Annotated in this window: 25 protein-coding genes and 3 tRNA genes; 17 read left to right on the top strand and 11 right to left on the bottom strand. The window is 69.1% G+C overall.

Features of this window, described 5'->3' with window-relative positions; genetic code table 11:
• The first annotated feature begins 18 nt into the window (after positions 1 to 18).
• The 3 genes from ilvC to E7742_RS11815 all read left to right on the top strand — a co-directional run bounded on the left by ilvC (position 19) and on the right by E7742_RS11815 (position 3999).
• Positions 19 to 1020: a ketol-acid reductoisomerase gene (ilvC, locus tag E7742_RS11825; RefSeq protein WP_175420607.1), complete on the top strand. Its 1002-nt coding sequence runs from the start codon at positions 19 to 21 to the stop codon at positions 1018 to 1020.
• A gap of 261 nt (positions 1021 to 1281) precedes the next feature.
• Positions 1282 to 2874 carry a phosphoglycerate dehydrogenase gene (serA, locus tag E7742_RS11820; protein WP_137799122.1) on the top strand — a complete coding sequence of 531 codons (1593 nt, stop codon included), beginning with the start codon at positions 1282 to 1284 and terminating at the stop codon, positions 2872 to 2874.
• 111 nt (positions 2875 to 2985) lie between these two features.
• Positions 2986 to 3999, top strand: coding sequence for a 3-isopropylmalate dehydrogenase (locus tag E7742_RS11815; protein ID WP_137799121.1), 1014 nt, complete (start codon positions 2986 to 2988; stop codon positions 3997 to 3999).
• Between the two features lie 70 nt (positions 4000 to 4069).
• On the opposite strand, the gene E7742_RS11810 is transcribed toward E7742_RS11815, so the two are convergent.
• The gene (locus tag E7742_RS11810; protein WP_217497506.1) at positions 4070 to 5275 is read right to left on the bottom strand and encodes an MFS transporter; all 1206 of its coding nucleotides are present in this window, start codon (positions 5273 to 5275) and stop codon (positions 4070 to 4072) included.
• A 128-nt stretch (positions 5276 to 5403) separates the two neighbouring features.
• On the opposite strand from E7742_RS11810, the gene E7742_RS11805 reads away from it, so the two are divergent.
• The 5 genes from E7742_RS11805 to E7742_RS11785 all read left to right on the top strand — a co-directional run bounded on the left by E7742_RS11805 (position 5404) and on the right by E7742_RS11785 (position 8367).
• Positions 5404 to 6177, top strand: a complete 774-nt coding sequence (locus E7742_RS11805; RefSeq protein WP_137799120.1) for a fumarylacetoacetate hydrolase family protein — start codon at positions 5404 to 5406, stop codon at positions 6175 to 6177.
• 100 nt (positions 6178 to 6277) lie between these two features.
• Positions 6278 to 7750 (top strand): glutamate--tRNA ligase, encoded by a 1473-nt coding sequence (gltX, locus tag E7742_RS11800; protein ID WP_137799119.1) that lies wholly within the window; start codon positions 6278 to 6280, stop codon positions 7748 to 7750.
• Positions 7751 to 7929: 179 nt separating this feature from the next.
• Positions 7930 to 8001: transfer RNA gene (locus tag E7742_RS11795), tRNA-Gln, on the top strand.
• Positions 8002 to 8155: 154 nt separating this feature from the next.
• Positions 8156 to 8231: transfer RNA gene (locus E7742_RS11790), tRNA-Glu, on the top strand.
• A gap of 63 nt (positions 8232 to 8294) precedes the next feature.
• A tRNA-Glu gene (locus E7742_RS11785) sits at positions 8295 to 8367 on the top strand.
• An 87-nt stretch (positions 8368 to 8454) separates the two neighbouring features.
• Here E7742_RS11785 and E7742_RS23230 read toward each other — a convergent pair.
• The 3 genes from E7742_RS23230 to E7742_RS11775 form a co-directional block, all read right to left on the bottom strand.
• Entirely contained in the window at positions 8455 to 8622 is a 168-nt protein-coding gene (locus E7742_RS23230) for a DUF5302 domain-containing protein (RefSeq protein ID WP_175420473.1), read from the bottom strand.
• A gap of 73 nt (positions 8623 to 8695) precedes the next feature.
• On the bottom strand, positions 8696 to 9193 hold the full coding sequence (locus tag E7742_RS11780) for a pyridoxamine 5'-phosphate oxidase family protein (RefSeq protein ID WP_137799118.1): 498 nt from the start codon (positions 9191 to 9193) through the stop codon (positions 8696 to 8698).
• 87 nt (positions 9194 to 9280) lie between these two features.
• Positions 9281 to 9982 (bottom strand): IclR family transcriptional regulator, encoded by a 702-nt coding sequence (locus E7742_RS11775; protein ID WP_137799117.1) that lies wholly within the window; start codon positions 9980 to 9982, stop codon positions 9281 to 9283.
• 130 nt (positions 9983 to 10112) lie between these two features.
• Between E7742_RS11775 and leuC the strand changes: the two genes are divergently transcribed.
• The 3 genes from leuC (at position 10113) to E7742_RS11760 (ending at position 13083) form a co-directional block, all read left to right on the top strand.
• Positions 10113 to 11552, top strand: coding sequence for a 3-isopropylmalate dehydratase large subunit (leuC, locus tag E7742_RS11770; protein WP_137799116.1), 1440 nt, complete (start codon positions 10113 to 10115; stop codon positions 11550 to 11552).
• Positions 11553 to 11562: 10 nt separating this feature from the next.
• The gene (gene leuD / locus E7742_RS11765) at positions 11563 to 12174 is read left to right on the top strand and encodes a 3-isopropylmalate dehydratase small subunit (RefSeq protein WP_137799115.1); all 612 of its coding nucleotides are present in this window, start codon (positions 11563 to 11565) and stop codon (positions 12172 to 12174) included.
• A 156-nt stretch (positions 12175 to 12330) separates the two neighbouring features.
• Positions 12331 to 13083: an HU family DNA-binding protein gene (locus tag E7742_RS11760; protein ID WP_137799114.1), complete on the top strand. Its 753-nt coding sequence runs from the start codon at positions 12331 to 12333 to the stop codon at positions 13081 to 13083.
• 102 nt (positions 13084 to 13185) lie between these two features.
• Here the strand turns inward: E7742_RS11760 and E7742_RS11755 are convergent, their stop codons facing one another.
• The 3 genes from E7742_RS11755 to cofC all read right to left on the bottom strand — a co-directional run bounded on the left by E7742_RS11755 (position 13186) and on the right by cofC (position 17206).
• Positions 13186 to 14148, bottom strand: coding sequence for an NUDIX hydrolase (locus tag E7742_RS11755; RefSeq protein WP_254698985.1), 963 nt, complete (start codon positions 14146 to 14148; stop codon positions 13186 to 13188).
• A gap of 64 nt (positions 14149 to 14212) precedes the next feature.
• A complete protein-coding gene (locus tag E7742_RS11750) occupies positions 14213 to 16438 on the bottom strand; it encodes an RNA degradosome polyphosphate kinase (RefSeq protein WP_137799112.1) in 2226 nt (741 codons plus the stop codon).
• Positions 16439 to 16489: 51 nt separating this feature from the next.
• Positions 16490 to 17206 (bottom strand): 2-phospho-L-lactate guanylyltransferase, encoded by a 717-nt coding sequence (cofC, locus tag E7742_RS11745; protein ID WP_137799111.1) that lies wholly within the window; start codon positions 17204 to 17206, stop codon positions 16490 to 16492.
• A 161-nt stretch (positions 17207 to 17367) separates the two neighbouring features.
• On the opposite strand from cofC, the gene E7742_RS11740 reads away from it, so the two are divergent.
• Both E7742_RS11740 and E7742_RS11735 read left to right on the top strand, forming a co-directional pair.
• Entirely contained in the window at positions 17368 to 18366 is a 999-nt protein-coding gene (locus E7742_RS11740) for an NAD(P)H-dependent glycerol-3-phosphate dehydrogenase (protein WP_137799110.1), read from the top strand.
• A 73-nt stretch (positions 18367 to 18439) separates the two neighbouring features.
• Positions 18440 to 19546 carry a D-alanine--D-alanine ligase family protein gene (locus E7742_RS11735; protein WP_137799109.1) on the top strand — a complete coding sequence of 369 codons (1107 nt, stop codon included), beginning with the start codon at positions 18440 to 18442 and terminating at the stop codon, positions 19544 to 19546.
• Positions 19547 to 19579: 33 nt separating this feature from the next.
• Here E7742_RS11735 and E7742_RS11730 read toward each other — a convergent pair whose 3' ends face one another.
• Together E7742_RS11730 and E7742_RS11725 are read right to left on the bottom strand one after the other, a co-directional pair.
• The gene (locus tag E7742_RS11730) at positions 19580 to 20167 is read right to left on the bottom strand and encodes a DUF3515 domain-containing protein (protein ID WP_137799108.1); all 588 of its coding nucleotides are present in this window, start codon (positions 20165 to 20167) and stop codon (positions 19580 to 19582) included.
• 1 nt (position 20168) lies between these two features.
• Positions 20169 to 20417, bottom strand: a complete 249-nt coding sequence (locus E7742_RS11725; RefSeq protein ID WP_137799107.1) for an Lrp/AsnC ligand binding domain-containing protein — start codon at positions 20415 to 20417, stop codon at positions 20169 to 20171.
• Positions 20418 to 20687: 270 nt separating this feature from the next.
• Between E7742_RS11725 and E7742_RS11720 the strand changes: the two genes are divergently transcribed.
• The 3 genes from E7742_RS11720 to E7742_RS11710 are packed head-to-tail and all read left to right on the top strand — an operon-like array spanning position 20688 to position 22831.
• Positions 20688 to 21623: a thiamine-phosphate kinase gene (locus E7742_RS11720; protein WP_254699311.1), complete on the top strand. Its 936-nt coding sequence runs from the start codon at positions 20688 to 20690 to the stop codon at positions 21621 to 21623.
• 9 nt (positions 21624 to 21632) lie between these two features.
• Entirely contained in the window at positions 21633 to 22154 is a 522-nt protein-coding gene (locus tag E7742_RS11715; protein WP_137799106.1) for a gamma carbonic anhydrase family protein, read from the top strand.
• Entirely contained in the window at positions 22154 to 22831 is a 678-nt protein-coding gene (locus E7742_RS11710) for a uracil-DNA glycosylase (protein WP_137799105.1), read from the top strand. Before E7742_RS11715 ends, E7742_RS11710 begins: the two co-directional genes overlap by 1 nt.
• 67 nt (positions 22832 to 22898) lie before the next feature.
• Here E7742_RS11710 and E7742_RS11705 read toward each other — a convergent pair whose 3' ends face one another.
• Positions 22899 to 23693: an enoyl-CoA hydratase/isomerase family protein gene (locus E7742_RS11705; RefSeq protein ID WP_137799104.1), complete on the bottom strand. Its 795-nt coding sequence runs from the start codon at positions 23691 to 23693 to the stop codon at positions 22899 to 22901.
• A 144-nt stretch (positions 23694 to 23837) separates the two neighbouring features.
• Entirely contained in the window at positions 23838 to 24029 is a 192-nt protein-coding gene (rpmB, locus tag E7742_RS11700) for a 50S ribosomal protein L28 (protein ID WP_137799103.1), read from the bottom strand.
• Positions 24030 to 24344: 315 nt separating this feature from the next.
• On the opposite strand from rpmB, the gene E7742_RS11695 reads away from it, so the two are divergent.
• A complete protein-coding gene (locus E7742_RS11695) occupies positions 24345 to 25988 on the top strand; it encodes a DAK2 domain-containing protein (protein WP_137799102.1) in 1644 nt (547 codons plus the stop codon).
• The last annotated feature ends 13 nt before the right edge of the window (positions 25989 to 26001 follow it).

Genomic DNA, 26001 nt, shown 5'->3' with positions numbered 1-26001 from the left:
CAAACTGTGGCAGTCGAGATGTTCTACGACGACGATGCAGACCTGTCGATCATCCAGGGCCGCAAGGTCGCGGTCATCGGCTACGGCAGCCAGGGCCACGCGCACTCGCTGAGCCTGCGCGATTCCGGTGTCGATGTGCGCATCGGTCTCCAGGAGGGTTCGAAGTCCCGCGCCAAGGCGGAGGAGCAGGGCCTGACGGTCGGCACCCCGGCCGAGGTCTCGGAGTGGGCCGACGTCATCATGCTGCTCGCCCCGGACACCGCTCAGGCGTCGATCTTCAAGAACGACATCGAGCCGAACCTGAAGGACGGCGACGCCCTCTTCTTCGGCCACGGCCTGAACATCCACTTCGATCTGATCACCGCGCCGGAGAACGTCACCGTCGCCATGGTCGCGCCGAAGGGCCCCGGCCACCTGGTGCGCCGTCAGTTCGTCGACGGCAAGGGCGTTCCGGCCCTGATCGCCGTCCACCAGGACCCGAAGGGTGAGGGCCAGGCCCTCGCGCTGTCCTACGCGAAGGGCATCGGCGGCACCCGCGCCGGCGTCATCAAGACCACGTTCAAGGAAGAGACCGAGACGGACCTCTTCGGCGAGCAGGCCGTGCTCTGCGGCGGCACCGAGGAACTGGTCAAGACCGGCTTCGAGGTCATGGTCGAGGCGGGCTACGCCCCCGAGATGGCGTACTTCGAGGTGCTGCACGAGCTCAAGCTCATCGTCGACCTCATGTACGAGGGCGGCATCGCCCGCATGAACTACTCGGTGTCCGACACTGCGGAGTTCGGTGGCTACCTGTCCGGTCCCCGCGTCATCGACGCCGGCACCAAGGAGCGCATGAAGGAGATCCTGGCGGACATCCAGTCCGGCGAGTTCACCCGCCGCCTGGTCGCCAACGTCGAGAACGGCAACAAGGAGCTCGAGGCTCTCCGCAAGGAGAACGCCGAGCACCCGATCGAGGTCACCGGCAAGAAGCTGCGCGACCTGATGAGCTGGGTCGATCGTCCGATCACCGAGACGGCCTGATCCACCGGCCTGTCGAGTCGGCCCGGGGCTGCGCGTGCACTCGCGCGGCCCCGGGCCGAAGTCGTTCCGCGGCGACGGAGAATCGCCGAATTCCCCACCGGCAGTGTCCACTATGTGGTAGCTCGTACCCGCCCTGCGGAATCGTGGCACGTGGCCAACTAAACTGATCCCGACTGCGACCCGCGCGTGCCCCGAACGGTGCCCGGCCGCGGACAATCGCTCCACCGACCCACCAGACACCGAAACACAGGAGAGTTCCTCGTGAGCCAGAATGGCCGTCCCGTTGTCCTGATCGCCGACAAGCTCGCACAATCGACCGTCGATGCGCTCGGAGACGGTGTCGAGGTGCGCTGGGTCGACGGCCCGGACCGTCCCGCGCTGCTCGCGGCCGTGCCCGAGGCCGACGCTCTGCTCGTTCGTTCGGCCACCACGGTCGACGCCGAGGTGCTCGCCGCGGCCACCAAGCTGAAGATCGTCGGCCGCGCCGGCGTGGGGCTCGACAACGTCGACATCCCGGCCGCCACCGAGCGCGGCGTCATGGTCGTCAACGCGCCGACGTCCAACATCCACTCGGCCGCCGAGCACGCGGTCTCGCTGCTGCTGTCCACCGCGCGCCAGATCCCGGCCGCCGACCGCACGCTGCGCGAGAAGACCTGGAAGCGTTCGAGCTTCAACGGCACCGAGATCCTCGGCAAGACCGTCGGCGTGGTGGGCCTGGGCCGTATCGGCCAGCTGTTCGCGCAGCGTCTCGCCGCGTTCGAGACCAACCTCATCGCGTACGACCCCTACCTGCCGGCCGCGCGCGCCGCGCAGCTCGGTATCGAGCTGGTCGACATCGACGAGCTGGTCGAGCGCGCCGACTTCATCTCGGTGCACCTGCCCAAGACCAAGGAGACCGCGGGCCTGATCAACGCCGAGCGCCTGGCCAAGACCAAGGACGGCGTCATCATCGTCAACGCCGCCCGCGGTGGTCTCATCGACGAGGACGCACTGTACGACGCCCTCGTCTCCGGCAAGGTCCGGGCGGCCGGCCTCGACGTGTTCAACACCGAGCCCTGCACCGACTCCAAGCTGTTCGACCTCGACAACGTCGTCGTCACCCCGCACCTCGGTGCCTCCACCTCCGAGGCGCAGGACCGCGCCGGCACCGACGTCGCCAAGAGCGTCCTGCTGGCGCTGGCCGGCGAGTTCGTTCCGGACGCCGTCAACGTCTCGGGCGGCCCGGTCGGCGAAGAGGTCGCGCCGTGGCTCGAGCTGGTCCGCAAGCTGGGTCTGCTGGCCGGCACCCTCTCGCCCGAGGCCGTGCAGAACGTCCAGGTCGTCGTGAGCGGCGAGCTGTCGGCCGAGAACGTCGAGATCCTCGGCCTGGCCGCGCTCCGAGGCCTGTTCTCCGCGAGCAGCGACGAGGCCGTCACGTTCGTCAACGCCCCGCAGCTCGCCGAGCAGCGCGGCGTGAGCGTCGAGGTCGAGAAGCACAGCGAGGCGCAGACGCACCGCAGCGCGGTCGAGGTCCGCGCGGTCGCAGCCGACGGCACCGTCACCACGGTGGCGGGTGCGCTGACCGGTCTGCAGCAGGTCGAGAAGATCGTCAACATCAACGGCCGCAGCTTCGATCTGCGCGCCGAGGGCCACAACGTCGTCGTGCACTACACGGACCGCCCGGGCGTGCTGGGCGTGCTCGGCACCGTCCTGGGCAACGCCGGTATCGACATCCAGGCCGCCGCACTGAGCCAGGACGCCGAGGGCGAGGGTGCCACCGTGATCCTGCGCGTCGAGCGCGTCGTGGGTGACGCCGAGATCGCGCAGATCGTGGAGAAGCTCGACGCCCGCGTCGCGCAGGTCGACCTGTCCTGATCCTTCCCGATCCTCACCCGGTGGCCGCGATCGTCGAGGACGGTCGCGGCCACCGGTGCTGCCGGGGTGTCCCACGCCACCGGTGGATTCCAGTCGAAAGAGAGTGTGCCCATGAAGCTTGCGGTCATCCCCGGTGACGGCATCGGTGTCGAGGTCACGGCGGAAGCGCTGAAGGTACTGCGGAAGCTGGTGCCGGACGTGGAGACCACCGAGTTCGACCTCGGGGCCAAGCGCTACAACGACACCGGTGATCTCCTCCCGGACGCCGAACTCGACGCGATCCGTCAGCACGACGCGATCCTGCTGGGCGCCATCGGCGATCCGCGGTACGTCGCCCCGGGCATCCTCGAGCGCGGGCTGCTGCTGAACATGCGGTTCCTGCTCGATCACCACGTGAATCTGCGTCCGGCCCGCACCTACCCGGGTTCGAGCTCGCCGCTGGCCGCGAACCCGGACATCGACTTCATCGTGGTCCGCGAGGGCACCGAGGGCCCGTACACCGGCAACGGCGGTTCGATCCGCGTCGGCACCCCGCACGAGGTCGCGACCGAGGTCTCGGTGAACACGTGGTTCGGCGCCGAGCGCGTCGTCCGCGCCGCGTACGAGCTGGCGCAGACCCGGCGTAAGCGCCTGACGCTCATCCACAAGACCAACGTGCTCTCCAACGCGGGCCGCATCTGGACCCGCGCGATGGAGACCGTCGGCGCCGAGTACCCGGACGTCGAGACCGCGTACTGCCACATCGACGCGGCCACCATCTACATGGTCACCGACCCCACCCGCTTCGACGTGATCGTCACCGACAACCTCTTCGGCGACATCATCACCGACCTCGCGGGTGCGGTCACCGGTGGTATCGGCCTGGCTGCCAGCGGCAACATCGACGCCTCGGGCACCAACCCGTCGATGTTCGAGCCGGTCCACGGCTCGGCGCCGGACATCGCCGGTCAGGGCATCGCCGACCCGACCGCCGCGATCCTGTCGGCCGCGATGCTGCTGCGTCACCTCGGCCGCGCGGACGACGCCGCCCGCATCGAGGCGGCCGTCGAGGCCGATCTGGCCGCGCGCGGCGACGCCCCGATCGTCACCACCGAGGTCGGCGACCGGATCGCTGCCGCCCTCTAGGCCTTCCGGCTTCGACACACGCGACCGCCGCCCGGTCTCCGGGCGGCGGTCGCTGTCGCTCCGGGTGGTCTCAGCGCCGTTCGGGTCGATCCGTCGGAACCAGCGGCGCCGCCACGAGCGGGAACAACGCGGTGACCGCGAACACCACCGGGAAGCTCACCGCACCCACCAGCGCGCCGAAGACCGGCGGTACCAGCGACGCCGCCAGGTACTGGCTCGTGTTCTGGGCCCCCAGAGCGCGTCCGCTCCAGTACGGGCCGGCGATCTCGGCGACCGCCGTGAATGCCAAACCGTTGTCCGCCACCGTGATCACCGAGGCGACGACCAGCAGCGCCACGGACACGGGGGAGTCCAGCCAGTCGGTGAGCGCCAGGGCGCCCATCGAGACTGCGGCCGCCAGGGCGACCCAGCGCAGTGGCCGCATCCGGCTTCCGACCCGGTCCGACAGCGCGCCCGCCGCGATCCGGCCTGCGGCGCCGAGCAATTGGGTCACGGTGATGAGCAGACCGGCGGACGCCGCCGACCAGCCCCGGTCGGTCATCAACCACAGCAGCGCGAAGGTCCACACCAGGTACTGCGGCACGACCAGCAGCACCGACACCCCGTGAATTCGCCACAGCACGCCCGAGTTCCGGTACGGATTGTCGAGCAGACCGGTCTCCCGCGCGGACGAACGTTCCGGGCGGGGCGGATCGACGACGAACAGGCAGGCGAGTGCGGCCACCAACGCCACACCCGCAGGCAGCGCCAATGCCCAACCGACGCCGTGCGATTGGGCGACCCGCGGCACCGTGAGCGCGGCGGCGGCGACACCCAGGGGCAGCGCCATCTGCCGGATGCCCATCGCGAAGCCGCGGCGCTGCGGGGGGAACCACCCGATCACGACGCGCCCACTGGCCGCGTTCGCGCTCGACGCTGCCATTCCGCCGAGCAGCAGGAAGAGGCCCGTCACCACCAACGACGAGGAACTAAGTGCGGCGCCCGCGCCGGCGAGCGCCGTGATCGCCATGCCCGTCACCAGCACTCGGCGCTCACCGATCCGGTCCACCACGACCCCCCACGCCATGAGGCTGACGAGAAACCCCACCGTCGGCGCGGCGACCAGGAGTCCGGCCCGGGACAGCGCCATCCCGTGCGAGTCCTGCAGGGTGGGCAGCAGGAAGGCCGGCGCGTTCGAGAACACAGCGCCCGCGGCCTGCGCGAGAACGCCGAGACCCAGCATCGACCAGCGACGGGCCGGACCCGTCTGTGTTTCCCGGACTACGGTCTCGTTCATGATGCACGTCCCAGTATGTGAAATGAACTTCTTACAATGTGGATATTGCTCGCAGTGTAGACCCCCGGCGGGCGGACGTGCGACGGGCACACCCGGTGGATGCGACCGGACTCGATAGACTCGGATCCATGCGCCTAGGTCGAATTGCCAGTCCCGACGGAGTTGCCTTCGTGTCGATCGAGGGGGAGGGCGACGCCCGGACCGCGAGGGAGATCGCCGAACATCCCTTCGGCACACCGACTTTCACCGGCCGTAGCTGGCCGCTCGCCGACGTGCGCCTGCTGGCCCCCATTCTGGCGAGCAAGGTGATCTGCGTGGGCAAGAACTATGCGGCGCACGCTGCAGAGATGGGTGGGGAAGCCCCGGAGGATCCGGTGATCTTCATCAAGCCGAACACGTCGATCGTCGGCCCCGGCGCCTCGATCCTGCTGCCGCCGTCGTCCAGCGAGGTGCACTACGAGGGCGAGCTCGCGGTGGTCATCGGCCGGCCCTGCAAGGACGTGCCGGCGGCCAAGGCTCGCGACGTCATCCTCGGTTACACGGTCGCCAACGATGTCACCGCGCGCGATCAGCAGCGCCACGACGGCCAGTGGACGCGAGCCAAGGGGTACGACACCTTCTGCCCCCTCGGCCCGTGGATCGTCACCGACCTGGACGTGTCGGACGTCGAGATCAGGACCGAGGTGGACGGCGAAGTCAAGCAGCGCAGCCGCACTTCGCTTCTGCTGCACGATATTCCGAAGATCGTCGAGTGGGTCTCCACGGTCATGACGTTGCTCCCCGGCGATGTCATCCTCACCGGGACGCCGGAGGGCGTGGGCCCGATCGTCGACGGACAGTCGGTGAGCGTCACCGTCGAGGGGCTGGGCACCCTGACCAATCCGGTTGCCACCAAGCGCTGATCGGATACCGCTCGGGGCGTTCGCGGGACTAGCCTGTAGGGGTCCGTTCCGTCCCTGGCCGCGCCTGACGGCGTCTAGCAGTGTCTATCCGAAGTGAGCCATGACCAGCAACGAAGTACGCGTCCGTTTCTGTCCGTCACCCACCGGCACCCCGCACGTCGGGCTCGTCCGTACCGCCCTGTTCAACTGGGCGTTCGCGCGACATCACGGTGGGACGTTCGTGTTCCGCATCGAGGACACGGATGCTGCCCGGGACACGGAGGAGTCGTACCAGGCGATCCTGGACGCCCTGCGCTGGCTGGGGTTGAACTGGGACGAGGGCCCCGAGGTGGGCGGGCCGTACGAGCCGTACCGGCAGTCCCAGCGGCGTGATCTGCACCTCGACGTGGTGCGGCGCCTACTCGAGGCCGGCGAGGCGTACGAGTCCTTCTCCACGCCCGAGGAGGTCGAGGCGCGGCACAAGGCGGCCGGACGTGACCCCAAGCTGGGGTACGACAACTTCGACAGGGATCTGACGGACGAACAGCGCGCCGCCTACCTCGAGGAGGGGCGCAAGCCGGTGGTGCGCCTGCGGATGCCCGACCACGACCTCACGTGGAACGATCTGGTGCGCGGCGAGACCACGTTCAAGGCCGGCACGGTGCCGGACTACGCCCTCACCCGCGGCAACGGGATCCCGCTCTACACGCTGGTGAACCCTGTCGACGACGCGTTGATGAAGATCACACACGTGCTGCGTGGTGAGGACCTGCTCTCGTCGACGCCCCGTCAGCTCGCGCTGTACGAGGCACTGCAGCGCATCGGCGTCGCCGAGTTCACGCCGGAGTTCGGGCACCTGCCGTTCGTGATGGGGCAGGGAAACAAGAAGCTGTCCAAGCGCGATCCGGAGTCGAACCTCTTCATCCACCGGGACCGCGGTTTCATTCCGGAGGGTCTGCTCAATTACCTGGCGCTGCTGGGCTGGAGCATCGCCGACGACCACGACGTGTTCTCGCTCGACGAGATGGTGGCGGCCTTCGACATCTCCAAGGTCAATTCCAATCCGGCACGGTTCGACCAGAAGAAGGCGGACGCGATCAACGCCGAGCACATCCGGTTGCTCGAGCCTGCCGACTTCTCGGCACGCCTGCGCGCGTACCTGACCACGCACGGCCACCCCGTCGACGCCCTCACGCCCGATCAGTTCGACGTCGCGGCCGACCTGGTGCAGACCCGCATCGTGGTGTTGTCCGACGCGTGGGATCTGCTGAAGTTCCTCCTGGTCGACGACTCCGAGTTCACGATCGACCCGGCGGCTGCGTCGAAGAATCTGGGGGCGGACGCCGCACCCGTGCTGGACGAGACGATCGCCGCGCTCGATGCGGTGGAGCAGTGGACGACCGCGAACCTCGAGGCGGCACTCAAGGCGGCGTTGATCGAGAAGCTCGAGCTCAAGCCGCGCAAGGCGTTCGCGCCGGTGCGTGTCGCGCTCACCGGCTCGCACGTCAGTCCTCCGCTCTACGAGTCGATGGAACTGCTGGGCCGGGAGAAGACCGTGGCCCGCCTGCGTTCGGCGCGTGAACGGATCGCCTGACAATTGCAGCCGCGTATCTCGGCCCGCCCGGTTCCTCGGGCGGGCCGAGTGCGTCCGTGCCGGGATTTACCGCCGTTGACCTGCCGATTTGTAGTTCGACGCAGGGTTGGTGCTAATCTTCTTCTCGGTTCGGAACGGAGGCCGCGATGCCCGCAGGGCAGGCCGAAGGAACAAGCCATTGGGGTATGGTGTAATTGGCAACACAGCTGATTCTGGTTCAGCCATTCTAGGTTCGAGTCCTGGTACCCCAGCGGAAGTCCGCGAGGTGAATGCCTTACGGATTTCGGCGAGTACGCTCGCCGGATATTCCAGACGCAGAGATTCGCTCGAGCAAGTCGCTGCAGCACATACACTGTGACCGCTCCTCGGAGCCGAACAGTCATACAGCGTTCGAAGCAAGTTCTCGGCCCCGTCGTCTAGCGGCCTAGGACGCCGCCCTCTCAAGGCGGTAGCGCGGGTTCGAATCCCGTCGGGGCTACCACGGAAACGTCCTCCGATCTCGGAGGGTTTTTTCGCGGAGCGAGCTTGTGGAGAACGCAGTCCTGGCCCCGTCGTCTAGCGGCCTAGGACGCCGCCCTCTCAAGGCGGTAGCGCGGGTTCGAATCCCGTCGGGGCTACAAGAGCGGAACACCCTCCGATCGTCATCGATGATCGGAGGGTGTTCCGCTTTCTCGTCGTAGCGATCGGTTTCCCGCGGGCGATTCCTAACCACTCTTGCGGCGGAACTGCCGTTTGTGGTCGGCGCTGCCGTGGGCGTCGTGCACCTTGGACTGTCCGTCCAGATGGGCGGTCGCGGCGGTGCGTGCGTGATTCTTGCGATCGAGCGCCTCGCGGAACTGACGTTTGATGTTCTCGGACCCGGGTTCGGCCACGTCGTCCTCCTCCCTGTCGTCGGTCCTCGGAATGTACCGCCGAGGGGGAGGAGGCGTCGCGTGGTTTTTCGGTCTACAGGTAAGCGGCCGTGGATCCGCCGACCGGCATCGCGGGCAGCCCGAGCTTCCGGTGGTCCCACGAGCGGACGCGCTCGGGCACGACGCGGACGGCAATCCGCTTGTGCAGCATCATCTCGACTGCGGGCTTGACGTCCTCGGAGTACGGGCCGGTGTAGCGCTCCCAGATGCTGATGCCGACCTTGAAGAGAGCCTCGGGGTCGTCGACGATCTCGCCACGGCCCTCGATGGAAACGCCACGGAGGGTGTCGTAGGTGTCGCCGTCCTCGATCATCATGGTGAGCCGGCCGTCACGGCGCAGATTGACCGCCTTCTGGGACTTCGCCTTGGTCTCGAACCACAACTCACCGTCGATGACGGCGTACCACATCGCGACGAGGTGCGGCATGCCGCCGGGGCCGACCGTCGCCATCGTCGAAACGCGACTGCGTTCGACGAATCGGGTGATCTCGTCCTCGGTCATCCTGATCTGTCCGCGCTGATTCGTCCCCACCGCACTACCTCCGCTCGACTGGAATTCGTTCGAACAAGACTGTGCCACGCATCACGTTCGCGGCGGCGGCGTGGGGCCCCGTGCCGCTCACAGGCGTTTGTGCAGTGCCTCCGCGGCTGCGAGGAGATCGGCGGCCCAACGCGCACCCGGACGTCGGCCCATACGGTCGATCGGACCCGAGACGGAGATGGCGGCGACGACGTTGCCGGCGGCATCGCGCACCGGCGCGGCGACGCTCGCGACGCCCTGTTCGCGCTCGGCGGCGCTCTGCGCCCAGCCGCGACGCCGAACCTCGACCAGCACCCGTTCGCCGAACGAGGCGTCGGGCAGAATTGCTCTCTGGGTCTGAGGATCCGCCCACGCGAGCAGAACCTTGGCGCCCGAGCCCGCGGTCATCGGCAGGCGCGCGCCGACGAGAACGGTGTCCCGGAGGCCGGTCGGCGGCTCCATGGCCGCCACACACACCCGCTGGGTGCCCTCGCGTCGGTACAGCTGCACGCTCTCGCCGGTGATCTCGCGTAGGCGGGGGAGCACCAGGGCGGCCGCGTCGACGAGCGGGTCGGTGGCGCTGGCCGCCAGTTCGCTCAGGCCGGGTCCGGGGCACCACAGACCGTCGTTGTCGCGAGTGAGGAGACGGTGGACCTCGAGTCCCACCGCGAGCCGGTGTGCCGTGGCCCGCGGCAGCCCCGTCCGGTTGCACAGTTCGGTGAGGCTGCAGGGCTGTTCGGCCACTGCGTGGAGTACGCCCATTGCTTTGTCGAGTACCCCGATGCCGCTATGCTGTCTCATAGGTCGATACTCCGTTCTCGCATATTGGGATCATAGCCGAAGTGCGGAGCGGATGGTTCGGCACATCACGCGACACGGGTCAGCCCGGAAACCCGGCGGCGCGACATCGGAGATTGCAGAGGTGGAAGAGATGGCTCACAGAGGACGCACTCTGGCCGAGAAGGTGTGGGACGAGCACGTTGTCGTGCGCGGAGAGGGTGAGGGTGCGGCGCAGAAGCCGGACCTGATCTACATCGACCTGCACCTCGTGCACGAGGTGACCAGCCCCCAGGCCTTCGACGGGCTGCGGCTCGCCGGCCGCAAGCTGCGCCGGCCGGACCTGACGATCGCCACCGAGGACCACAACGTCCCGACGGTCGACATCGACAAGCCGATCGCCGACCCGGTCTCGCGCACGCAGGTCGAGACCCTGCGCAAGAACTGCGAGGAGTTCGGCGTCCGGCTGCACCCGATGGGTGACCTCGACCAGGGCATCGTGCACGTCGTCGGTCCCCAGCTGGGTCTGACGCAGCCCGGGATGACGGTGGTCTGCGGTGACAGCCACACCTCCACGCACGGCGCCTTCGGCGCTCTCGCAATGGGAATCGGCACCAGTGAGGTCGAGCACGTGATGGCGACGCAGACGCTGTCGCTGCGTCCGTTCAAGACCATGGCGGTCACCGTCGACGGTGAGTTGGCTCCCGGCGTCACGAGCAAGGACCTCATCCTCGCGGTCATCGCGAAGATCGGTACCGGTGGCGGACAGGGGTACGTGATCGAGTACCGCGGTGAGGCCATCCGGAAGCTGTCGATGGAAGCCCGGATGACGATCTGCAACATGTCGATCGAGGCCGGCGCCCGGGCCGGCATGATCGCGCCCGACGACATCACGTACGAGTTCATCAAGGGCCGTCCGCACGCACCGCAGGGAGCCGACTGGGATGCCGCGGTGGCCGCGTGGAACGAGTTGCGGACCGACGACGACGCGGTCTTCGACACCGAGGTGCACATCGACGGCGCGTCCCTGACCCCGTTCGTGACGTGGGGAACCAATCCCGGCCAGGGTGCTCCGCTGGGGGACGCGGTGCCCGATCCGGCCGATTTCGCCGACGAGAGCGAACGATTGGCTGCGGAGAAGGCTCTGGCCTACATGGGTCTGGAGGCCGGTACTCCGCTGCGCGAGGTCGCGGTGGACACCGTCTTCGTCGGGTCGTGCACCAACGGACGTATCGAGGATCTGCGTGCTGTCGCAAACGTTCTGAAGGGGCGCCGCGTCGCCGACGGGGTCCGGATGCTCATCGTTCCGGGTTCGATGCGCGTGCGCGCGCAGGCGGAGGAGGAGGGTCTCGGTGAGATCTTCACCACGGCCGGGGCGGAGTGGCGGCAGGCCGGCTGCTCGATGTGTCTGGGAATGAACCCGGATCAGTTGGCTCCGGGCGAGCGTTCCGCGTCGACGTCCAATCGTAATTTCGAAGGCCGCCAAGGAAAGGGCGGTCGTACGCACCTCGTCTCGCCCGCAGTGGCGGCGGCGACCGCGGTCCGGGGCACGCTGGCGGCACCGGCAGACCTGGCACTGGGCTCGAGGAACTAGGAGAAGAACGATGGAAGCCTTTACCACCCATAAGGGAATCGGTGTTCCGCTGCGCCGCTCCAATGTGGACACCGACCAGATCATCCCGGCCGTCTACCTGAAGCGGGTGACCCGCACCGGCTTCGAGGACGGGCTCTTCGCGGCATGGCGGAACGACCCGGAGTTCATCCTTAACGTCGAGCCGTACGACAAGGGAACGGTTCTCGTGGCCGGGCCGGACTTCGGTACCGGTTCGTCCCGCGAGCACGCAGTCTGGGCGCTGTCGGACTTCGGATTCCGGGTCGTGATCGCATCGCGCTTCGCCGACATCTTCCGGGGCAACGCCGGCAAGGCCGGTCTGCTCGCCGCGCAGGTCGACCAGAACGACGTCGAGCTGCTGTGGAAGTTGCTCGACGAGCAGCCGGGCCTGGAATTGGTCGTGAACCTCGAGGACAAGACCGTGACCGCCGGAACGACGGTGGTGCGCTTCGAAATTGACGACTACACGCGGTGGCGCCTGCTCGAGGGCCTGGACGACATCGGACTCACGTTGCGCCAGGTGGACGCGATTTCGGAGTTCGAAAAGTCAAGGCCGTCATGGAAACCTACGACGCTTCCGGCGCGAGTCGCGAACGACATTTGACGCAATCCGAATCCTGATGCGGCCCCCCGATCTATCACAGATCGGGGGGCCGCGCTTGATGAGAATTGGCGTGCCGCATAGACTCTTGCCGATTTCGGGTTTACCGTAGTTCGTAGTCGGTCCGACGGTGGACCATTAGTTTGCGGAGGAATTTCCATGAACAAGGCAGAGCTCATCGATGTTCTGACCGAGAAGCTCGGCACTGATCGGCGCACCGCCACCGAGGCCGTCGAGCACGTCGTCGACACCATCGTGCGTGCCGTTCACGCCGGAGAGAGCGTCACCATCACCGGTTTCGGCGTCTTCGAGCAGCGCCGCCGCGCCGCCCGCGTCGCTCGCAACCCGCGTACGGGTGAGACCGTCAAGGTCAAGCCGACGTCGGTGCCGGCCTTCCGTCCGGGCGCTCAGTTCAAGGCGCTCATCGCCGGTGGCCAGAAGCTCCCGGCCAGCGGTCCGGCCGTCAAGCGCGGCGCTGCCGAGCCCGTGAAGAAGGCTGCCGCCAAGAAGACGGCCGCCAAGAAGACCGCGGCCAAGAAGACTGCCGCGAAGAAGACTGCGGCCAAGGCTCCGGCCAAGACCGCGGCCAAGAAGACCACGGCGACCAAGGCTCCGGCCAAGACCGCAGCGAAGAAGACCGCCACCAAGACCGTCGCCAAGAAGACCACGGCGACCAAGGCTCCGGCCAAGACCGCGGCGAAGAAGACCACGGCGACCAAGGCTCCGGCCAAGACCGCGGCGAAGAAGACCACTGCGGCCAAGAAGACCACTGCGACCAAGGCTCCCGCCAAGACCGCAGCCAAGAAGACTGCGGCCAAGGCTCCCGCCAAGACCGCAGCGAAGAAGACCACCGCCGCCAAGAAGACCACGGCGGCCAAGAAGGCTCCGGCCAAGCGCGGCGCCCGCAAGTGACGCGTCCGGCGCCTCGGCGTCGGCGGAACCCTCCGTAAACGAAACTCGGCGGCCACGGGATCACTCCCGCGGCCGCCGAGTTGTTTTCCGTGTCCGGCGCGCTCAGTTCGCGGCGCGAACGACCGGCAAGGGGCTGTCGATGTGATCGGCCGCCACGAGGCGCCCGCCCGACATCGACAGAACCCACGTGCTGGCCTTGCGGTTTCGTGCCGGCGGCAGTGTCACCCCGTCACGATCGGCCCACCACTCCAGCAGATCCGGGATGACACCGCCCTGGCTGCAGATCACCTGGACGCCGCCCAGCGCGGCGATCTTGCGGGCCCGGGCACGTGCTCCGGACGGGTCCGCGGCATAGCCCTCCTCCGACAGCAGGGGCTCGATCCGGACCGGTACCGAGAGCGCCTCGGCGAGCGGTTCGACCGTCTGGACGCACCGCGTGCGGTCGGCCGAGCAGACATCGCTCGCGCCGAAAGCCTGCAGTTGGGGGACGAGCGCTTCCGCCTGGAGCCGCCCCTTGGTCTCGAGTGGCCGGAGGTTGTCGTCTCCGGTGTACTTCTTACGGCTCCCGGCCTTCGCGTGCCGAACGAGCAGCACCGTCGTGGTATCCGGCGGCAGCTGCGCGAATCGCCTGAGAATGGTCCGATCCATCGGATACGAGAGTTGCTCGGCGACGCGATCGAGCGGCAGCCACAGCATCTCGTCCACTTCGTCGTTCGGCTCGAAACGTCCCGAGACCGCCTCTGCCGCCCAGTATTCGACCCGCTTGAGCTTGCGGTGCCCAGGTATCGGATATGTCACACCTGAGAGATGACGGCCCAATTGCGCGTCGATTCCGGTTTCCTCCCGGATCTCGCGAACCGCGGCGACAATCGCCGTTTCCCCCGGATCGAGTTTTCCCTTGGGGAACGACCAGTCGTCATACCGCGGTCGGTGAATCAGGGCGATTTCGATCTCATAGGGATTCGAGGGAGACTTCCGCCACAGAACGGCGCCGGCCGCGAAAATGTTTGCTTTGACAGGTTTGTCGGTCGTCGAATTGTCGGGGTGCGGCTTGTCTGAACTCAAGGGCTCCGTTCCTTCCATCGGCCGCGGGCCGCGGTGCTCGGCAGGGTGAATCGGGGAAACGCGGTCAGGTGTGGGACCGGCGACGGCGCATCATCTCCTCCTGGTGCTCACGCACCTCCTCCCCACGAGCGGGCGAGGCCTTCCAACTGCTGTCCGGCTGCAGGACCCAGCATCGCGTCGTCGGATCCAGCGCGGATTCGAAGATCTCGTCGAGTTGGCGCGTCAGCCGCGGATCCTTGACCTGTGCCATCACCTCGACGCGGCGATCGAGGTTGCGGTGCATCATGTCCGCGCTGCCGATCCAGAACTCGTTCGAGCCGCGGAAGTGCATGATCCGGGAGTGCTCGAGGAAACGTCCGAGAATCGAGCGCACCTCGATGTTCTCGCTCAGGCCCGGGACACCGGTCCGGAGCGCGCAGATGCCGCGCACGACCACCTGTACCGGCACGCCGGCACGGGAGGCGCGGTACAGGGCGTCGATCACCTGCTCGTCGACGAGCGCGTTGGCCTTGAGCCGGATTCCGGCCTCGCGCCCCGCCTGCCGGTGCTCGATCTCGGCCTCGATGCGGCCGATGATGCCCGCGCGCACGCCGTACGGAGCGACCAGCAGGTTGCGGTACTGGGACTTGCGTGAGTAGCCGGTGAGCGAGTTGAACAGGTCGGTCAGATCGGCACCGATCTCCGGAGCCGCCGTCAACAGGCCCACGTCCTCGTACAACCGCGCGGTCTTGGGGTTGTAGTTGCCGGTTCCGATGTGGCAGTACCGACGGATGGTCGAACCCTCGCGCCGCACCACCAGGCAGGTCTTGCAGTGAGTCTTCAACCCCACCAGGCCGTACACGACGTGAACGCCGGCCTGTTCCAGTTTGCGCGCCCACTTGATGTTCGCCTGTTCGTCGAAGCGCGCCTTGATCTCGACGAGCGCGACCACCTGCTTGCCCGCTTCGGCGGCGGCGACCAGCGCGTTGACGATGGGCGAGTCACCCGACGTCCGGTACAGCGTTTGTTTGATCGCGAGAACCTGGGGATCTGCCGCGGCCTGCTCGATGAAACGCTGCACGCTGGTCGAGAAGGAGTCGTACGGGTGCTGGACGAGAACGTCGCCGTCGCGGAGCGTGGAGAACACGCTCTTCGGGGTCTCCCGTTCGCCGAAGGCCGGATGCGTCGCCGGGACGAAGGGCGCGTCCTTGAGGTTGGGCCGGTCCACGCCGTAGACCTGCCACAGGGACGAAAGATCAAGTAGACCAGGCACTTGGATGATGTCGCCGGGGTCGACATCGAGTTCGCGGAGCAACACTTCGAGCATGTGCTCGGTCATGTCGTCGGCGACCTCGAGCCGGACCGGGGAGCCGAACCGCCGGCGCGCGAGTTCGCGTTCGAGAGCCTTGAGGAGATCCTCGTCCCGGTCCTCGTCGACCTCGAAGTCGGCGTTGCGAGTGACCCGGAAAGCGTGGTGTTCCACAACTTCCATCCCGGGGAAGAGGACGTCGAGGTGCGCGGCGATGAGGTCCTCGGTGGGGAGGAACGCCGCGATCGCGCCGGGCGCGTCCCCGGTCCGCGTGACCCGCACGAACCGGTCGACGTTGTCGGGAACCTTCACGCGCGCGAAGTGTTCGCCACCGGTCGTGCCGTCCTTCACCGTCACCGCGAGATTCAGACTCAGCCCACTGATGTACGGGAACGGGTGCGCCGGATCGACCGCCAGAGGGGTCAGCACCGGGAAGACCTGTTCGTGGAAGTGGTCCGACAGACGACGACGTTCCTCACCGTCGAGGTCCGCCCACCCGATGATCGAGATGCCCTCGGCGGCCAGTGCGGGGCGGACGGAGTCGAGGAACACTCGGGCGTGCTTGTCGGAGATCTCTTGTGTCCGTTTGCCGATCAGTGCCAGCTGCTCGCGCGGGGACAGGCCGTCCGCAGACCGGACGGACAGCCCGGTTTCGTCTCGACGCTTGAGGCCCGCGACCCGGACCATGTAGAACTCGTCGAGGTTCGACGCGAAGATCGCCAGGAACTTCGCGCGTTCGAGAAGGGGCAGCGACGTGTCCTCGGCCAGCGCCAGCACCCGCGAGTTGAAGTCGAGCCAACTGAGTTCGCGATTGAGATAGCGATCGCGCGGCAGTCCGCCGTCCTCCGGGCCGGTCGGCGTCGCGGCGGGCGGGGCGGTGGGAATGCTCGGGCGGACGCCGCCGTCACCGCCACCGGCGGGAACCTTCCGGTCGGTGCCGACGCCGTCTTCCGACGGACGGGCGGTGTCTGTACGTGATTCGAGTGCTCTCCCGTTGCTCACTCCTCGATCATCCCTCGAGAATCGGAGGCGCGACAATCGATCACACGCAGTTCACGGCGAGGACCGTCGTGCGACACCGGGCAGACACGTGATCCGTTCGAGAACTGCTCGCGTCGAGGGCCCGAGCCCGAGCCGGGTGGCGGCCGTGAGATCGGCGACGGTGTCGACGTCCTGGCGCAGTCCCGGCCAGTCACCCTCGAGCACCTTGGCTCCGGACGCGATGTGGCGGGCCGCCGAATCCGTTCCGAACCGCGGCTCGAGGGTGCGTCCGGGCCCGCACGCGAAGAGCGCGGCGGTGCCGCTGCCGGTGTGGTCCACGACGATCGCACGCCCGGCGCGCCGCGCGGCTCCGAGCGCGTCGAGCAGTTCCTCGGGGCGCAGGGCCGGCAGGTCCGCCTGCAGCGCGACGAGATCCGGCGCGCCGGCCGCGAATCCCACGCCGGCCTCGGCTGCCGCCAACGCCGCGTTGAGCCCGTCGTCGCCGGTCCGTGCGGGCTCCGGATCCGGCCAGTGCCGGACGCCGTGGCGTTCGGCGATCGCGGCCACCGCCGGGTCCGGCGTGACGACCGTGACGCCGGAGCCCGCAGCGGCACCGAAGCCGGCGTCGACGAGCGTGGCCAGAGTGTCGTGGAGCATCGCGGCGACGAGGTCGGCGCGGTCGGTGGCGGACAGGTGGTCGGCGAGCCGGGACTTCGCGAGGCGGAGTTCCTTCACCGCGATCAGGACATGGGCGTGCACCGGTCGCTCGGATCGGTGTTGCGCGTCCACGCGCGCAATCTTGCCAGCAGCCGCGTCGAGTCGGGGACGGGCAGCCGGAGGGGCGCGGAGAGATATCGTGTTCTGGTGCCGTCGGCGGAGCGGGCAGGTCGACGCGCGGCGGTGTGTGAGTGGTGACGACACGAGTGACGAGCGCGGAACGGAGGGGCAGCGTGAGCAAGGCGGCAGTGCTGGGGGCTGGTTCGTGGGGCACGGCGTTCGCCAAGGTGCTCGCCGATGCGGGGACGGATGTCACGCTGTGGGCGCGCCGCGCGGAGGTCGCCGACAGTGTCGCCACCCGCCACGAGAATCCGGACTACCTGCCGGGAATCGTGCTGCCGACAGCGGTACACGCGACGACCGACCACGAACAGGCGCTCGACGGCGCCGACATCGTCGTACTGGCGGTGCCGTCGCAGTCGTTGCGCGGCAACCTCGAGCACTGGTCGGCCGCGATCGGTCCGGACGCCACGTTGCTGAGCCTCGCCAAGGGCATCGAGAGCGTGACGCTGCTGCGGATGAGTGAGGTGATCTCCCAGGTGGCCGCGGTCGATCCCGCGCGGGTGGCGGTGCTGTCGGGCCCCAACCTCGCCGGGGAGATCGCGCTGGGCCAGCCGGCCGCCACCGTGGTCGCCTGCACCGACGAGGCGCGCGCCATCGAGATTCAGAAGTCTTGCGCGACAGGATATTTCCGTCCGTACACCAACACGGACGTGATCGGCTGCGAGGTCGGCGGTGCGTGCAAGAACGTCATCGCGCTCGCGTGCGGTATGGCGTCCGGGATCGGGCTGGGCGAGAACACGATCGCGAGTCTCATCACCCGCGGCCTCGCGGAGATCATCCGACTGGGTGTCGCGCTGGGCGCGAACGCGGCGACACTGGCGGGTCTGGCGGGCGTCGGCGACCTGGTCGCCACGTGCACCTCGCCGCTGTCCCGGAACCGGTCCTTCGGGGAGCGGCTCGGCCGCGGCGGATCCCTCGAGAGCGCCCAGGCCGCGACGAACGGACAGGTGGCGGAGGGCGTCAAATCCTGCACCTCGGTGCGCGCGCTCGCCGCCGCGCACGGCGTCGAGATGCCGCTCACGGACGCCGTCCACCGTGTGTGTCACGAAGGAATGGCCGTACGCGACGCGGTCGGTATGTTGCTGGGACGCCGCGTCAAGCCGGAGTGACGGCCCGCGGCAGCGCGATCCGGCGGCTCGGGCGGTGCGGACGGTCGAAGCCGGCGACGGTACGGTTTGGGGCGTGAACAATCCGCGTACCAGGGTCGCCGTCGTCTTCGGCGGCCGCAGCAACGAGCATTCCGTGTCCTGTGTATCCGCCGGCAGCGTCCTGAGGAACCTCGACCCGGACCGCTACGAGGTGGTACCGATCGGGATCACGACGGACGGTGCGTGGGTACTGGGGTCCGCCGATCCCGCCGCCCTCGCGATCAAGGATCGCTCGATGCCGACGGTCGACGCGGACGGGACGGCGCTGGCGCTGACGGCCGACCCCACGCGGGCCGGTGCGCTCGTCGCGCTCGACGAGTCCCGGGCCGGGCAGGCGCTCGCCTCGGTCGACGTCGTGTTCCCGGTACTGCACGGCGCGTACGGCGAGGACGGCACCATCCAGGGACTGCTGGAGCTGGCCGGCATCCCGTACGTCGGTCCCGGTGTCCTGGCCAGCGCGGCCGGAATGGACAAGGAGTTCACGAAGAAACTGCTGGCCGCCGAGGGCCTCCCGGTCGGCTTCCAGGTGGTGTTGCGGCCGGGCACTGCGGGCCTCACCGAGGAACAGAAGCAGCAGCTGGGCCTTCCCGTCTTCGTCAAACCCGCCCGGGGCGGTTCGTCGATCGGCATCACGCGGGTGGCCGACTGGGCCGACTTCGACGCGGCGGTCGCGCACGCACGCGAGCACGACCCCAAGGTGATCGTCGAGTCCGGCGTCGTCGGACGCGAGGTCGAGTGCGGGGTCCTCGAGTTCCCCGACGGCGACGTCCGGGCGAGCGTCGTGGCCGAGATCCGGATGCCCGACGCGGCGGGCGACGAGTCGGCCTTCTACGACTTCGACACCAAGTACCTGGACGACGTGTGTGAGTTCGACGTCCCCGCCGACCTCGACGACAGCGTCAGCGAACAGATCCGCGCGCTCGCGGTGCGGGCCTTCCGAGCGCTCGACTGCCAGGGCCTGGCGCGGGTCGACTTCTTCGTCACCGCCGACGGCCCGGTGATCAACGAGATCAACACGATGCCCGGCTTCACGTCGATCTCGATGTTCCCGCGCATGTGGCAGGCGGCGGGTGTCGAGTACGCCGAGCTGGTGTCCACACTGGTCGACACCGCGCTGGCCCGGGGCACCGGACTGCGCTGACACCGGGCCGCGCGAGGCCGGGCTGCGTCGGACTCAGGGGTTGGAGATCGGCGCCGGGTCGAGCGGCTGCGGAGGCAGCGCCTTCGACACCGCCGCGGACGCGTCCTGCAGCGGCGTGGGACCGGACCCGTTGGGGACGGTGACCGCGACGTAGACCCCGCGGTCGACCGCGTACCACGTGCTGGCCTCGATGCCCTGCGCGGCGCCGGAGATCTCGAACCACTGCACGCCGTCCACGACGCTGAGCGGCGACGCCTGGTCGAACTCGGGCGGTCGCGGCAGCCCGCACCGCATCACCACGGGATCGCCCTCGGCCGGTTGCCATGCCGCGGTCGCCTCGGGCGCCGGATCCCGCAACTGGGCGCGGGTGTAGTCGCCGAGGCTCTCGGGCAGGTCGGACATGAGCGTCGTGCACTCGCTGGACTGCGCGGCGGGCGCCTCGACGGGGCCGAGACCGACATCCTCCTTGGCGGGGGAGCGGTTCGCGATCGCGGCGGCGGCGATCACGCCCACGACCAGCGCGACGGGCAGTGCCACTGCCGTCGCGATCAGCGCCGGGTGGCGCTTCTCGGTGGGTTCGGTTTCGGAAGCTGCGGGGGCATGCGGTTCGGGTTCGGACATCTCAGTTCTCGGTCGGCGCGGCCGGAGCCGCGATCTGGCAGGTCAGGATCCGGGTGATGCCCGGCACCTTCTTCATGTCGTCGACGACGTCGGACAGGCCCGACTCGACGGGGGCGCCCACTCGGGCGATCACGTCGTAGGGTCCCCGCACGTCCTCGGCGGAGGCGACGCCCGGGATCCGGGACAGCGTCGCTGCGACCGCGGCGGCCTTCCCGACCTCGGTCTGGATCAGCACGAATGCCTGCGCCACGGGTCCATCCCTTCCCGTCGTCGTGCGCCGTCGTCTCGGTAGAGTCACCGCCGTCTCGGTAGTGTCTCCGGGACCGCGGGCAGACCCGTACCGGGATGTCCGGCCGCAAATTAAAAGGTACCCCAGTCGCGATGCCAGTCCGAACGTGTGACCTGGCGCGACCGGCCGGAACGACGCATTCGAACGATACTTCGGAGGACGATCATCGACACCCCGCGCACCGGGCGGTACCAGGCCGACCCCACCGTTGCCGAACTCGGCGAGTTCGCGGTGATCGGCCGCGCGGTCGAGCGGCGGCGGCAACCGCCCACGACACTTCTCGGGCCCGGCGACGACGCCGCGGTGGTACGGGCCGCCGACGGCCGCGTCGCGGTGTCGGCGGACATGCTCGTCGAGGGCCGGCACTTCCGGCTGGACTGGTCCACGCCCGAACAGGTCGGCCGGAAGGCTGTGGCGCAGAACGGTGCCGACATCGCCGCGATGGGCGGCCGGCCGACCGCCTTCCTGGTGTCGTTGGGCTGCCCGCCCGACACCCCCGTGTCGGTGGCCTCGGGCATCTCGGACGGCATCGGGCTCGCGGCGGAGGCGCTCGATGCCGGCGTGGTCGGTGGAGACCTCGTGCAGTCCGCCGCCGTCGTGGTGTCGGTGACCGTGCTCGGCGACCTCGAGGGCCGCGCACCGGTGCTCCGCTCGGGCGCCCGCGCCGGTGACGTCGTCGCCGTCGCGGGAACGCTGGGGCACTCGGCCGCGGGTCTGGCGTTCCTGTCGACCGCGCATGCCGGCACCGATCCCTCGTCCGCTCCGCTGATCGATGCGCACCGTGTGCCGTCGCCCCCGTACACGGCGGGTGTGGACGCCGCCCGTGCCGGCGCCCACGCCATGACCGACATCTCCGACGGCCTCGTCGCGGACCTGCGCCACATCGCGGAGGCGTCGGAGGTCCGGATCCGGATCGACCGCCGACTCTTCGGCGGCGACCCGCTACTGGAGGCCGCGGGCGAGGTGCTGCACATCGATCCGTGGGAGTGGATCCTGACCGGTGGCGAGGATCACGCGCTGGTGGCGACGTTCGCGCCGGAGACCGAACTGCCCGCGGGATGGACCGTGATCGGGGACGTCGTGTCGGGGGAGGATGCGCCGGGGGTTCTGGTCGACGGACGGGACTGGGCGGCGTCCGGCGGCTGGCAGAGCTTCGACGCGGGATAGGTTGCAGACATGGCTATCTATGCACTCGGTGATCGCGAGCCGGACATCGCGCCGGACGCCTACGTCCACCCCGACGCCGTCGTGATCGGTGCGGTCACGCTCGGAGCGGGCGCGTCGGTGTGGCCCCAGGCGGTACTGCGCGGCGACTACGGCACGATCAGCGTGGGCGACGGCACCAACATCCAGGACGGCACGATCGTCCACTGCACGTCGATCGACGCCACCGTCATCGGGGCAGGCTGCGTGGTGGGCCACAATGCCCACATCGAGGGCGCCACGATCGGCGACCACTGCCTCATCGCGTCCGGCTCCGTGGTGCTCAACGGTTCGGTCGTGGGCGCGGGGTCGATCGTCGGCGCCGGTGCCGTGGTCCCGTTCAAGTTCGAGGTGCCGCCGCGCAGCATGGCGCTCGGGGTGCCGGCCAAGGTGCGGGAGGGCTACGAGGTCCCCGAGGGTCATCTCGACCTCAACGTGAAGCTGTACCAGGCCAACGCCGCGTACTACCGCGACGCGCTGCGCAGGCTCGACTGATGGTGACGAAGGAATTGGTCGACCTGATCGATCCGGGCTGGGCCAAGGCCCTGGCGCCCGTCGAGGGGCGGATCGCCGAGATGGGCGACTTCCTGCGGGCCGAGGTCGCGGCAGGACGCCGGTACCTGCCGGCAGGCGCCGACGTGCTGCGCGCCTTCACGCAACCCTTCGAGGACGTGCGTGTGCTGATCGTCGGCCAGGATCCGTATCCGACTCCGGGACACGCTGTGGGGCTGAGCTTTTCGGTCGCGCCGGACGTGCGGCCCGTGCCGCGGAGCCTGAACAACATCTTCGCCGAGTACAGCCGGGACCTCGGCTACCCGACCCCCTCGAACGGTGATCTCACCCCGTGGACCGAGAACGGCGTCCTGTTGCTCAACCGGGTGCTCACCGTCGCGCCGGGGGAGGCCGGATCGCATCGTCGCAAGGGCTGGGAGGCCGTCACCGAGCAGGCGATTCGCGCGCTCGTCGAGCGCGGGACGCCGATGGTGGCGATCCTGTGGGGCCGCGATGCGGCCACCCTGAAACCGATGCTGGGTGATGTCCCCACCGTGGAATCGGCGCACCCCTCGCCGTTGTCGGCGTCACGTGGGTTCTTCGGGTCCCGGCCCTTCAGCCGCGCCAACGCGCTCCTGACGGAACTCGGTGCGGACCCGGTGGACTGGCGTCTGCCCTGAGGACGTGCGTGCCCGGTCGCCGGGACGGTGGAGTCCGGACCGGCGACCGGGGCACGAGGGTTCGGGACTAGGCGTCGCGGACCGAGGAGAAGTCGGGACGACGCTTCTCGACGAAGGCGTCGACGCCCTCACGTCCGGTCGCTCCGTCCGCCGCGGCGGAGATGGAGGCGGTCTCGGCGTCGAGCTGTTCCGACAGCGTGTTGGTGCGGCTGCTCACGAACAGGGCCTTGATGCCCGCGTAGGAGGCGGTCGGACCGGCGGCGAGCATGCGCGCGAGCCGCAGGGCCTCGTCCTGGACCTGGTCGTCCTCGACCAGGCGACTCAGCAGACCCAAGCGGCACGCCTCGTCGCTGTTGAGAACGGCGTCGGTGAGCAGGATCTCGCGGGCCCGCGACGCCCCGACGATCCTGGGCAGAGTCCACGACATGCCGCCGTCCGGGGTGAAGCCGATCGACGGGTACGCCGGCCGCAGCTTGGTGGAGGTCCCGCCGATCGCGATGTCGGCCAGGCACACGATGGACATACCGGCGCCGGCCGCCCAACCGTGGACGGCCGCCACCACCGGCGCGGACGTCTCGTCCAGGGCGCGGACGAACTCGTGGAACGCGCGCGCGATCTCGCCGACGAACTCGCCGCGGTTCTCCGCCGACGCGAAGGCCCGCACGTTGCCGCCGGCGCAGAAGTTCGCGCCGTCACCGACGAGAAGCACGGCGCGCACGTCGTCGCCCGCCTCGCGCAGGGCCGCGGTGGCCTGAGTGATGCCCTCGATGTCGAGCGAGGTTCCGTTCGCGGCGGTGGCCACGGCCACGCGCAGAACACCGTCCTCGATCCGGACATTGCTGGGTGCGTCTGTTGCAGTCACGTGGAGCACAGTAGTCGCCACGCGCGGGGAGGACGCCAGTGCTGTCCCATCCACCGCGACTGTCTCGCGCACCGAGCCGAAAACGACTGGACCCCCGACACTTCGGTGTCGGGGGTCCAGTCGAGAACTGTCCGGGACGGCGTCTCAGCCGCGGACGACCTTGCCGGCCTTGAGGCAGGAGGTGCAGACGTTCAGCTTCTTGGTGTTGCCCGGGGCAACCTCGGCACGAACGGTCTGGATGTTCGGGTTCCAGCGACGGTTGGTACGCCGGTGCGAGTGCGAGACCGACTTACCGAAGCCGGGGCCCTTGGCGCAAACGTCGCAGACGGCAGCCATAGTCGCGAACTCCTTGTGATAGTCAAACATTGTCTTGTTGCGGCGCCTTCGAACACGCACAGCTGAGCTGCTCGTGCGAGGCAACCTAGCAAGGGTAACCGCTCCCGCCTCGAATGGCCAAATCACCATGGTCGTGACGGAAAAGGGCACCCCGAACCTCGTCGAAGGACTCGACAGACCGTACCTTCCACGGTTCGGGCGCAGGACAGGAGGGTTGTCCGTCGTCCCCGCTAGGCTGGGCCGACAGGACCGGCGGCCGCGTGACGGGTGCCGGTCCGGTGATCGTGCGAGGTCGGTGCAGGAGAGGACAGGCGAGTGCTCGAGGTCCCGGAGACGGTGGACGGCCCGACCCTGCACCGGTGGGCCCGCGCGTGCGTGACCGGTCTCGAGCGGCACTGCGACGAGATCAACGACCTCAACGTCTTCCCCGTCCCGGATGCGGACACCGGCACCAACCTCCTGGCCACGATGCGGTCCGCGGTTCGCGCCGTCGACGCCCCCGCCACCGGCTCCGCGTCGTCGGTCGCCCGGGCACTCGCGCGGGGAGCGGTGTCGGGGGCGCGGGGGAACTCGGGCGCCATCCTGTCGCAGGTGCTGCGCGGATTCGCCCGCGGCATCACGGACTCGGCGACCCCCGAGGTGCTCGACGTGGACACGGTGCGCTCGGCGTTCCGTCACGCAACCGACCTGGCGCTCGACGCCGTGAGCGTCCCGATGCCGGGAACGATCGTGACGGTCCTCGAGGCCGCGGCCCGTGCCACCGACACGGCCGGGGCGGACACGGGACTGTGCCAGCTCCTGCGCACCGCCGCCGACGCCGCCGCCGACGCGCTCTCGCGCACCCCCGCCCAACTCGACGTCCTCTCGGCCGCCGGGGTGGTCGACGCGGGTGGTCGCGGACTGGTCGTCATCCTCGATGCGCTCGTCGAAGTGGTGACCGGGCACGCGCCGGAGCGTGCCCCCGCACCTGCCCGCCGCACCGGCGCAGTGGACGCCGAGCACCCGGCGCCGCACTTCGTGCACGAGGCGTCGGGACAGGACTACGAGGTGATGTACCTCGTGTCGGACAGTGATCGCGGTCGGATCGACGCGCTCCGGTCACGGCTCGGCGACCTCGGCGACTCGGTAGTCATCGTGAGCGACGGCGGTGACGTCGATGACGCCGGGGCGACCTGGTCCGTGCACGTGCACTGCGGCGACGCGGGCGCCGCCGTGGAGGCGGGGCTCGCGGCCGGAACGCTCTCCGAGGTGCGCATCACGTGCTTCGTGCTCGACGCGGCGCGGACCGCGGTCACCGGCCGGGGACCACGTGCCGTCGTGTCGGTGGTGGAGGGCGACGGCGCTGCCGACCTGTTCGCCGCCGAGGGCGCGCACGTGCTCCGCGCGGACGGCGGGCTCTCGCGCACCCGGCTGCTGGCCGCGATCAGGGGCACCGGCCGGCGCGAGGTGCTGGTCCTGCCCAACGGAGCACTGCCCGCCCAGGACCTCGTCGCCGTCGGCGCCCAGGCACGTGCGGACGGGCGCGAGGTGGTGTTCCTGCCGAGTTCCTCGACCGTCCAGGCGCTCGCGGCGCTCGCGGTGCACGACCCCGGACGGATCGCCGTCGACGACGCGTTCTCCATGTCCGAGGCTGCCGCCGCGACCCGGTGGGGTTCGCTGCGCATCGCCGAACAGCGCGCGCTGACGTACGTCGGAACCTGCGAACCGGGCGACTGTCTCGGACTGGTCGGGCACGAGGTGGTCGTGATCGAACCCGACGTCGCCACCGCGGGCTGCCGCCTGGTCGACCTGGTGTTGGGGGCGGGCGGCGAACTGGTCACCATCCTGTTGGGTGCGAAGGCGTCCGAGGAACTGGGCGCGCGCGTGGAGGCGTACATCGCCGCACGGCACCCGGGCGTCGAGGTCATGGTGTACCGGGGCGGGCAGAGTCGCGACCTGCTGCAGTTCGGCGTCGAGTAGGACGTCGAGTAGG

Source organism: Rhodococcus sp. SGAir0479 (assembly GCF_005484805.1).
In the GTDB taxonomy this organism is placed as follows: domain Bacteria; phylum Actinomycetota; class Actinomycetes; order Mycobacteriales; family Mycobacteriaceae; genus Prescottella.
Note: the sequence above shows the minus strand (reverse complement) of the source record. Positions and strands in the feature narration are given on the sequence as shown.

Excerpts from the sequence above, each read along its gene's own strand:
- rpmB (WP_137799103.1), bottom strand. The coding sequence starts at position 24,029 with ATGGCTGCCGTCTGCGACGTTTGCGCCAAGGGCCCCGGCTTCGGTAAG.
- leuD (WP_137799115.1), top strand. The coding sequence starts at position 11,563 with ATGGAAGCCTTTACCACCCATAAGGGAATCGGTGTTCCGCTGCGCCGC.
- E7742_RS11710 (WP_137799105.1), top strand. The coding sequence starts at position 22,154 with ATGGTGACGAAGGAATTGGTCGACCTGATCGATCCGGGCTGGGCCAAG.
- E7742_RS11815 (WP_137799121.1), top strand. The coding sequence starts at position 2,986 with ATGAAGCTTGCGGTCATCCCCGGTGACGGCATCGGTGTCGAGGTCACG.
- E7742_RS11775 (WP_137799117.1), bottom strand. The coding sequence starts at position 9,982 with ATGAGACAGCATAGCGGCATCGGGGTACTCGACAAAGCAATGGGCGTA.
- E7742_RS11810 (WP_217497506.1), bottom strand. The coding sequence starts at position 5,275 with ATGAACGAGACCGTAGTCCGGGAAACACAGACGGGTCCGGCCCGTCGC.
- gltX (WP_137799119.1), top strand. The coding sequence starts at position 6,278 with ATGACCAGCAACGAAGTACGCGTCCGTTTCTGTCCGTCACCCACCGGC.
- E7742_RS11715 (WP_137799106.1), top strand. The coding sequence starts at position 21,633 with ATGGCTATCTATGCACTCGGTGATCGCGAGCCGGACATCGCGCCGGAC.
- leuC (WP_137799116.1), top strand. The coding sequence starts at position 10,113 with ATGGCTCACAGAGGACGCACTCTGGCCGAGAAGGTGTGGGACGAGCAC.
- E7742_RS11760 (WP_137799114.1), top strand. The coding sequence starts at position 12,331 with ATGAACAAGGCAGAGCTCATCGATGTTCTGACCGAGAAGCTCGGCACT.
- E7742_RS11805 (WP_137799120.1), top strand. The coding sequence starts at position 5,404 with ATGCGCCTAGGTCGAATTGCCAGTCCCGACGGAGTTGCCTTCGTGTCG.
- E7742_RS11730 (WP_137799108.1), bottom strand. The coding sequence starts at position 20,167 with ATGTCCGAACCCGAACCGCATGCCCCCGCAGCTTCCGAAACCGAACCC.
- ilvC (WP_175420607.1), top strand. The coding sequence starts at position 19 with ATGTTCTACGACGACGATGCAGACCTGTCGATCATCCAGGGCCGCAAG.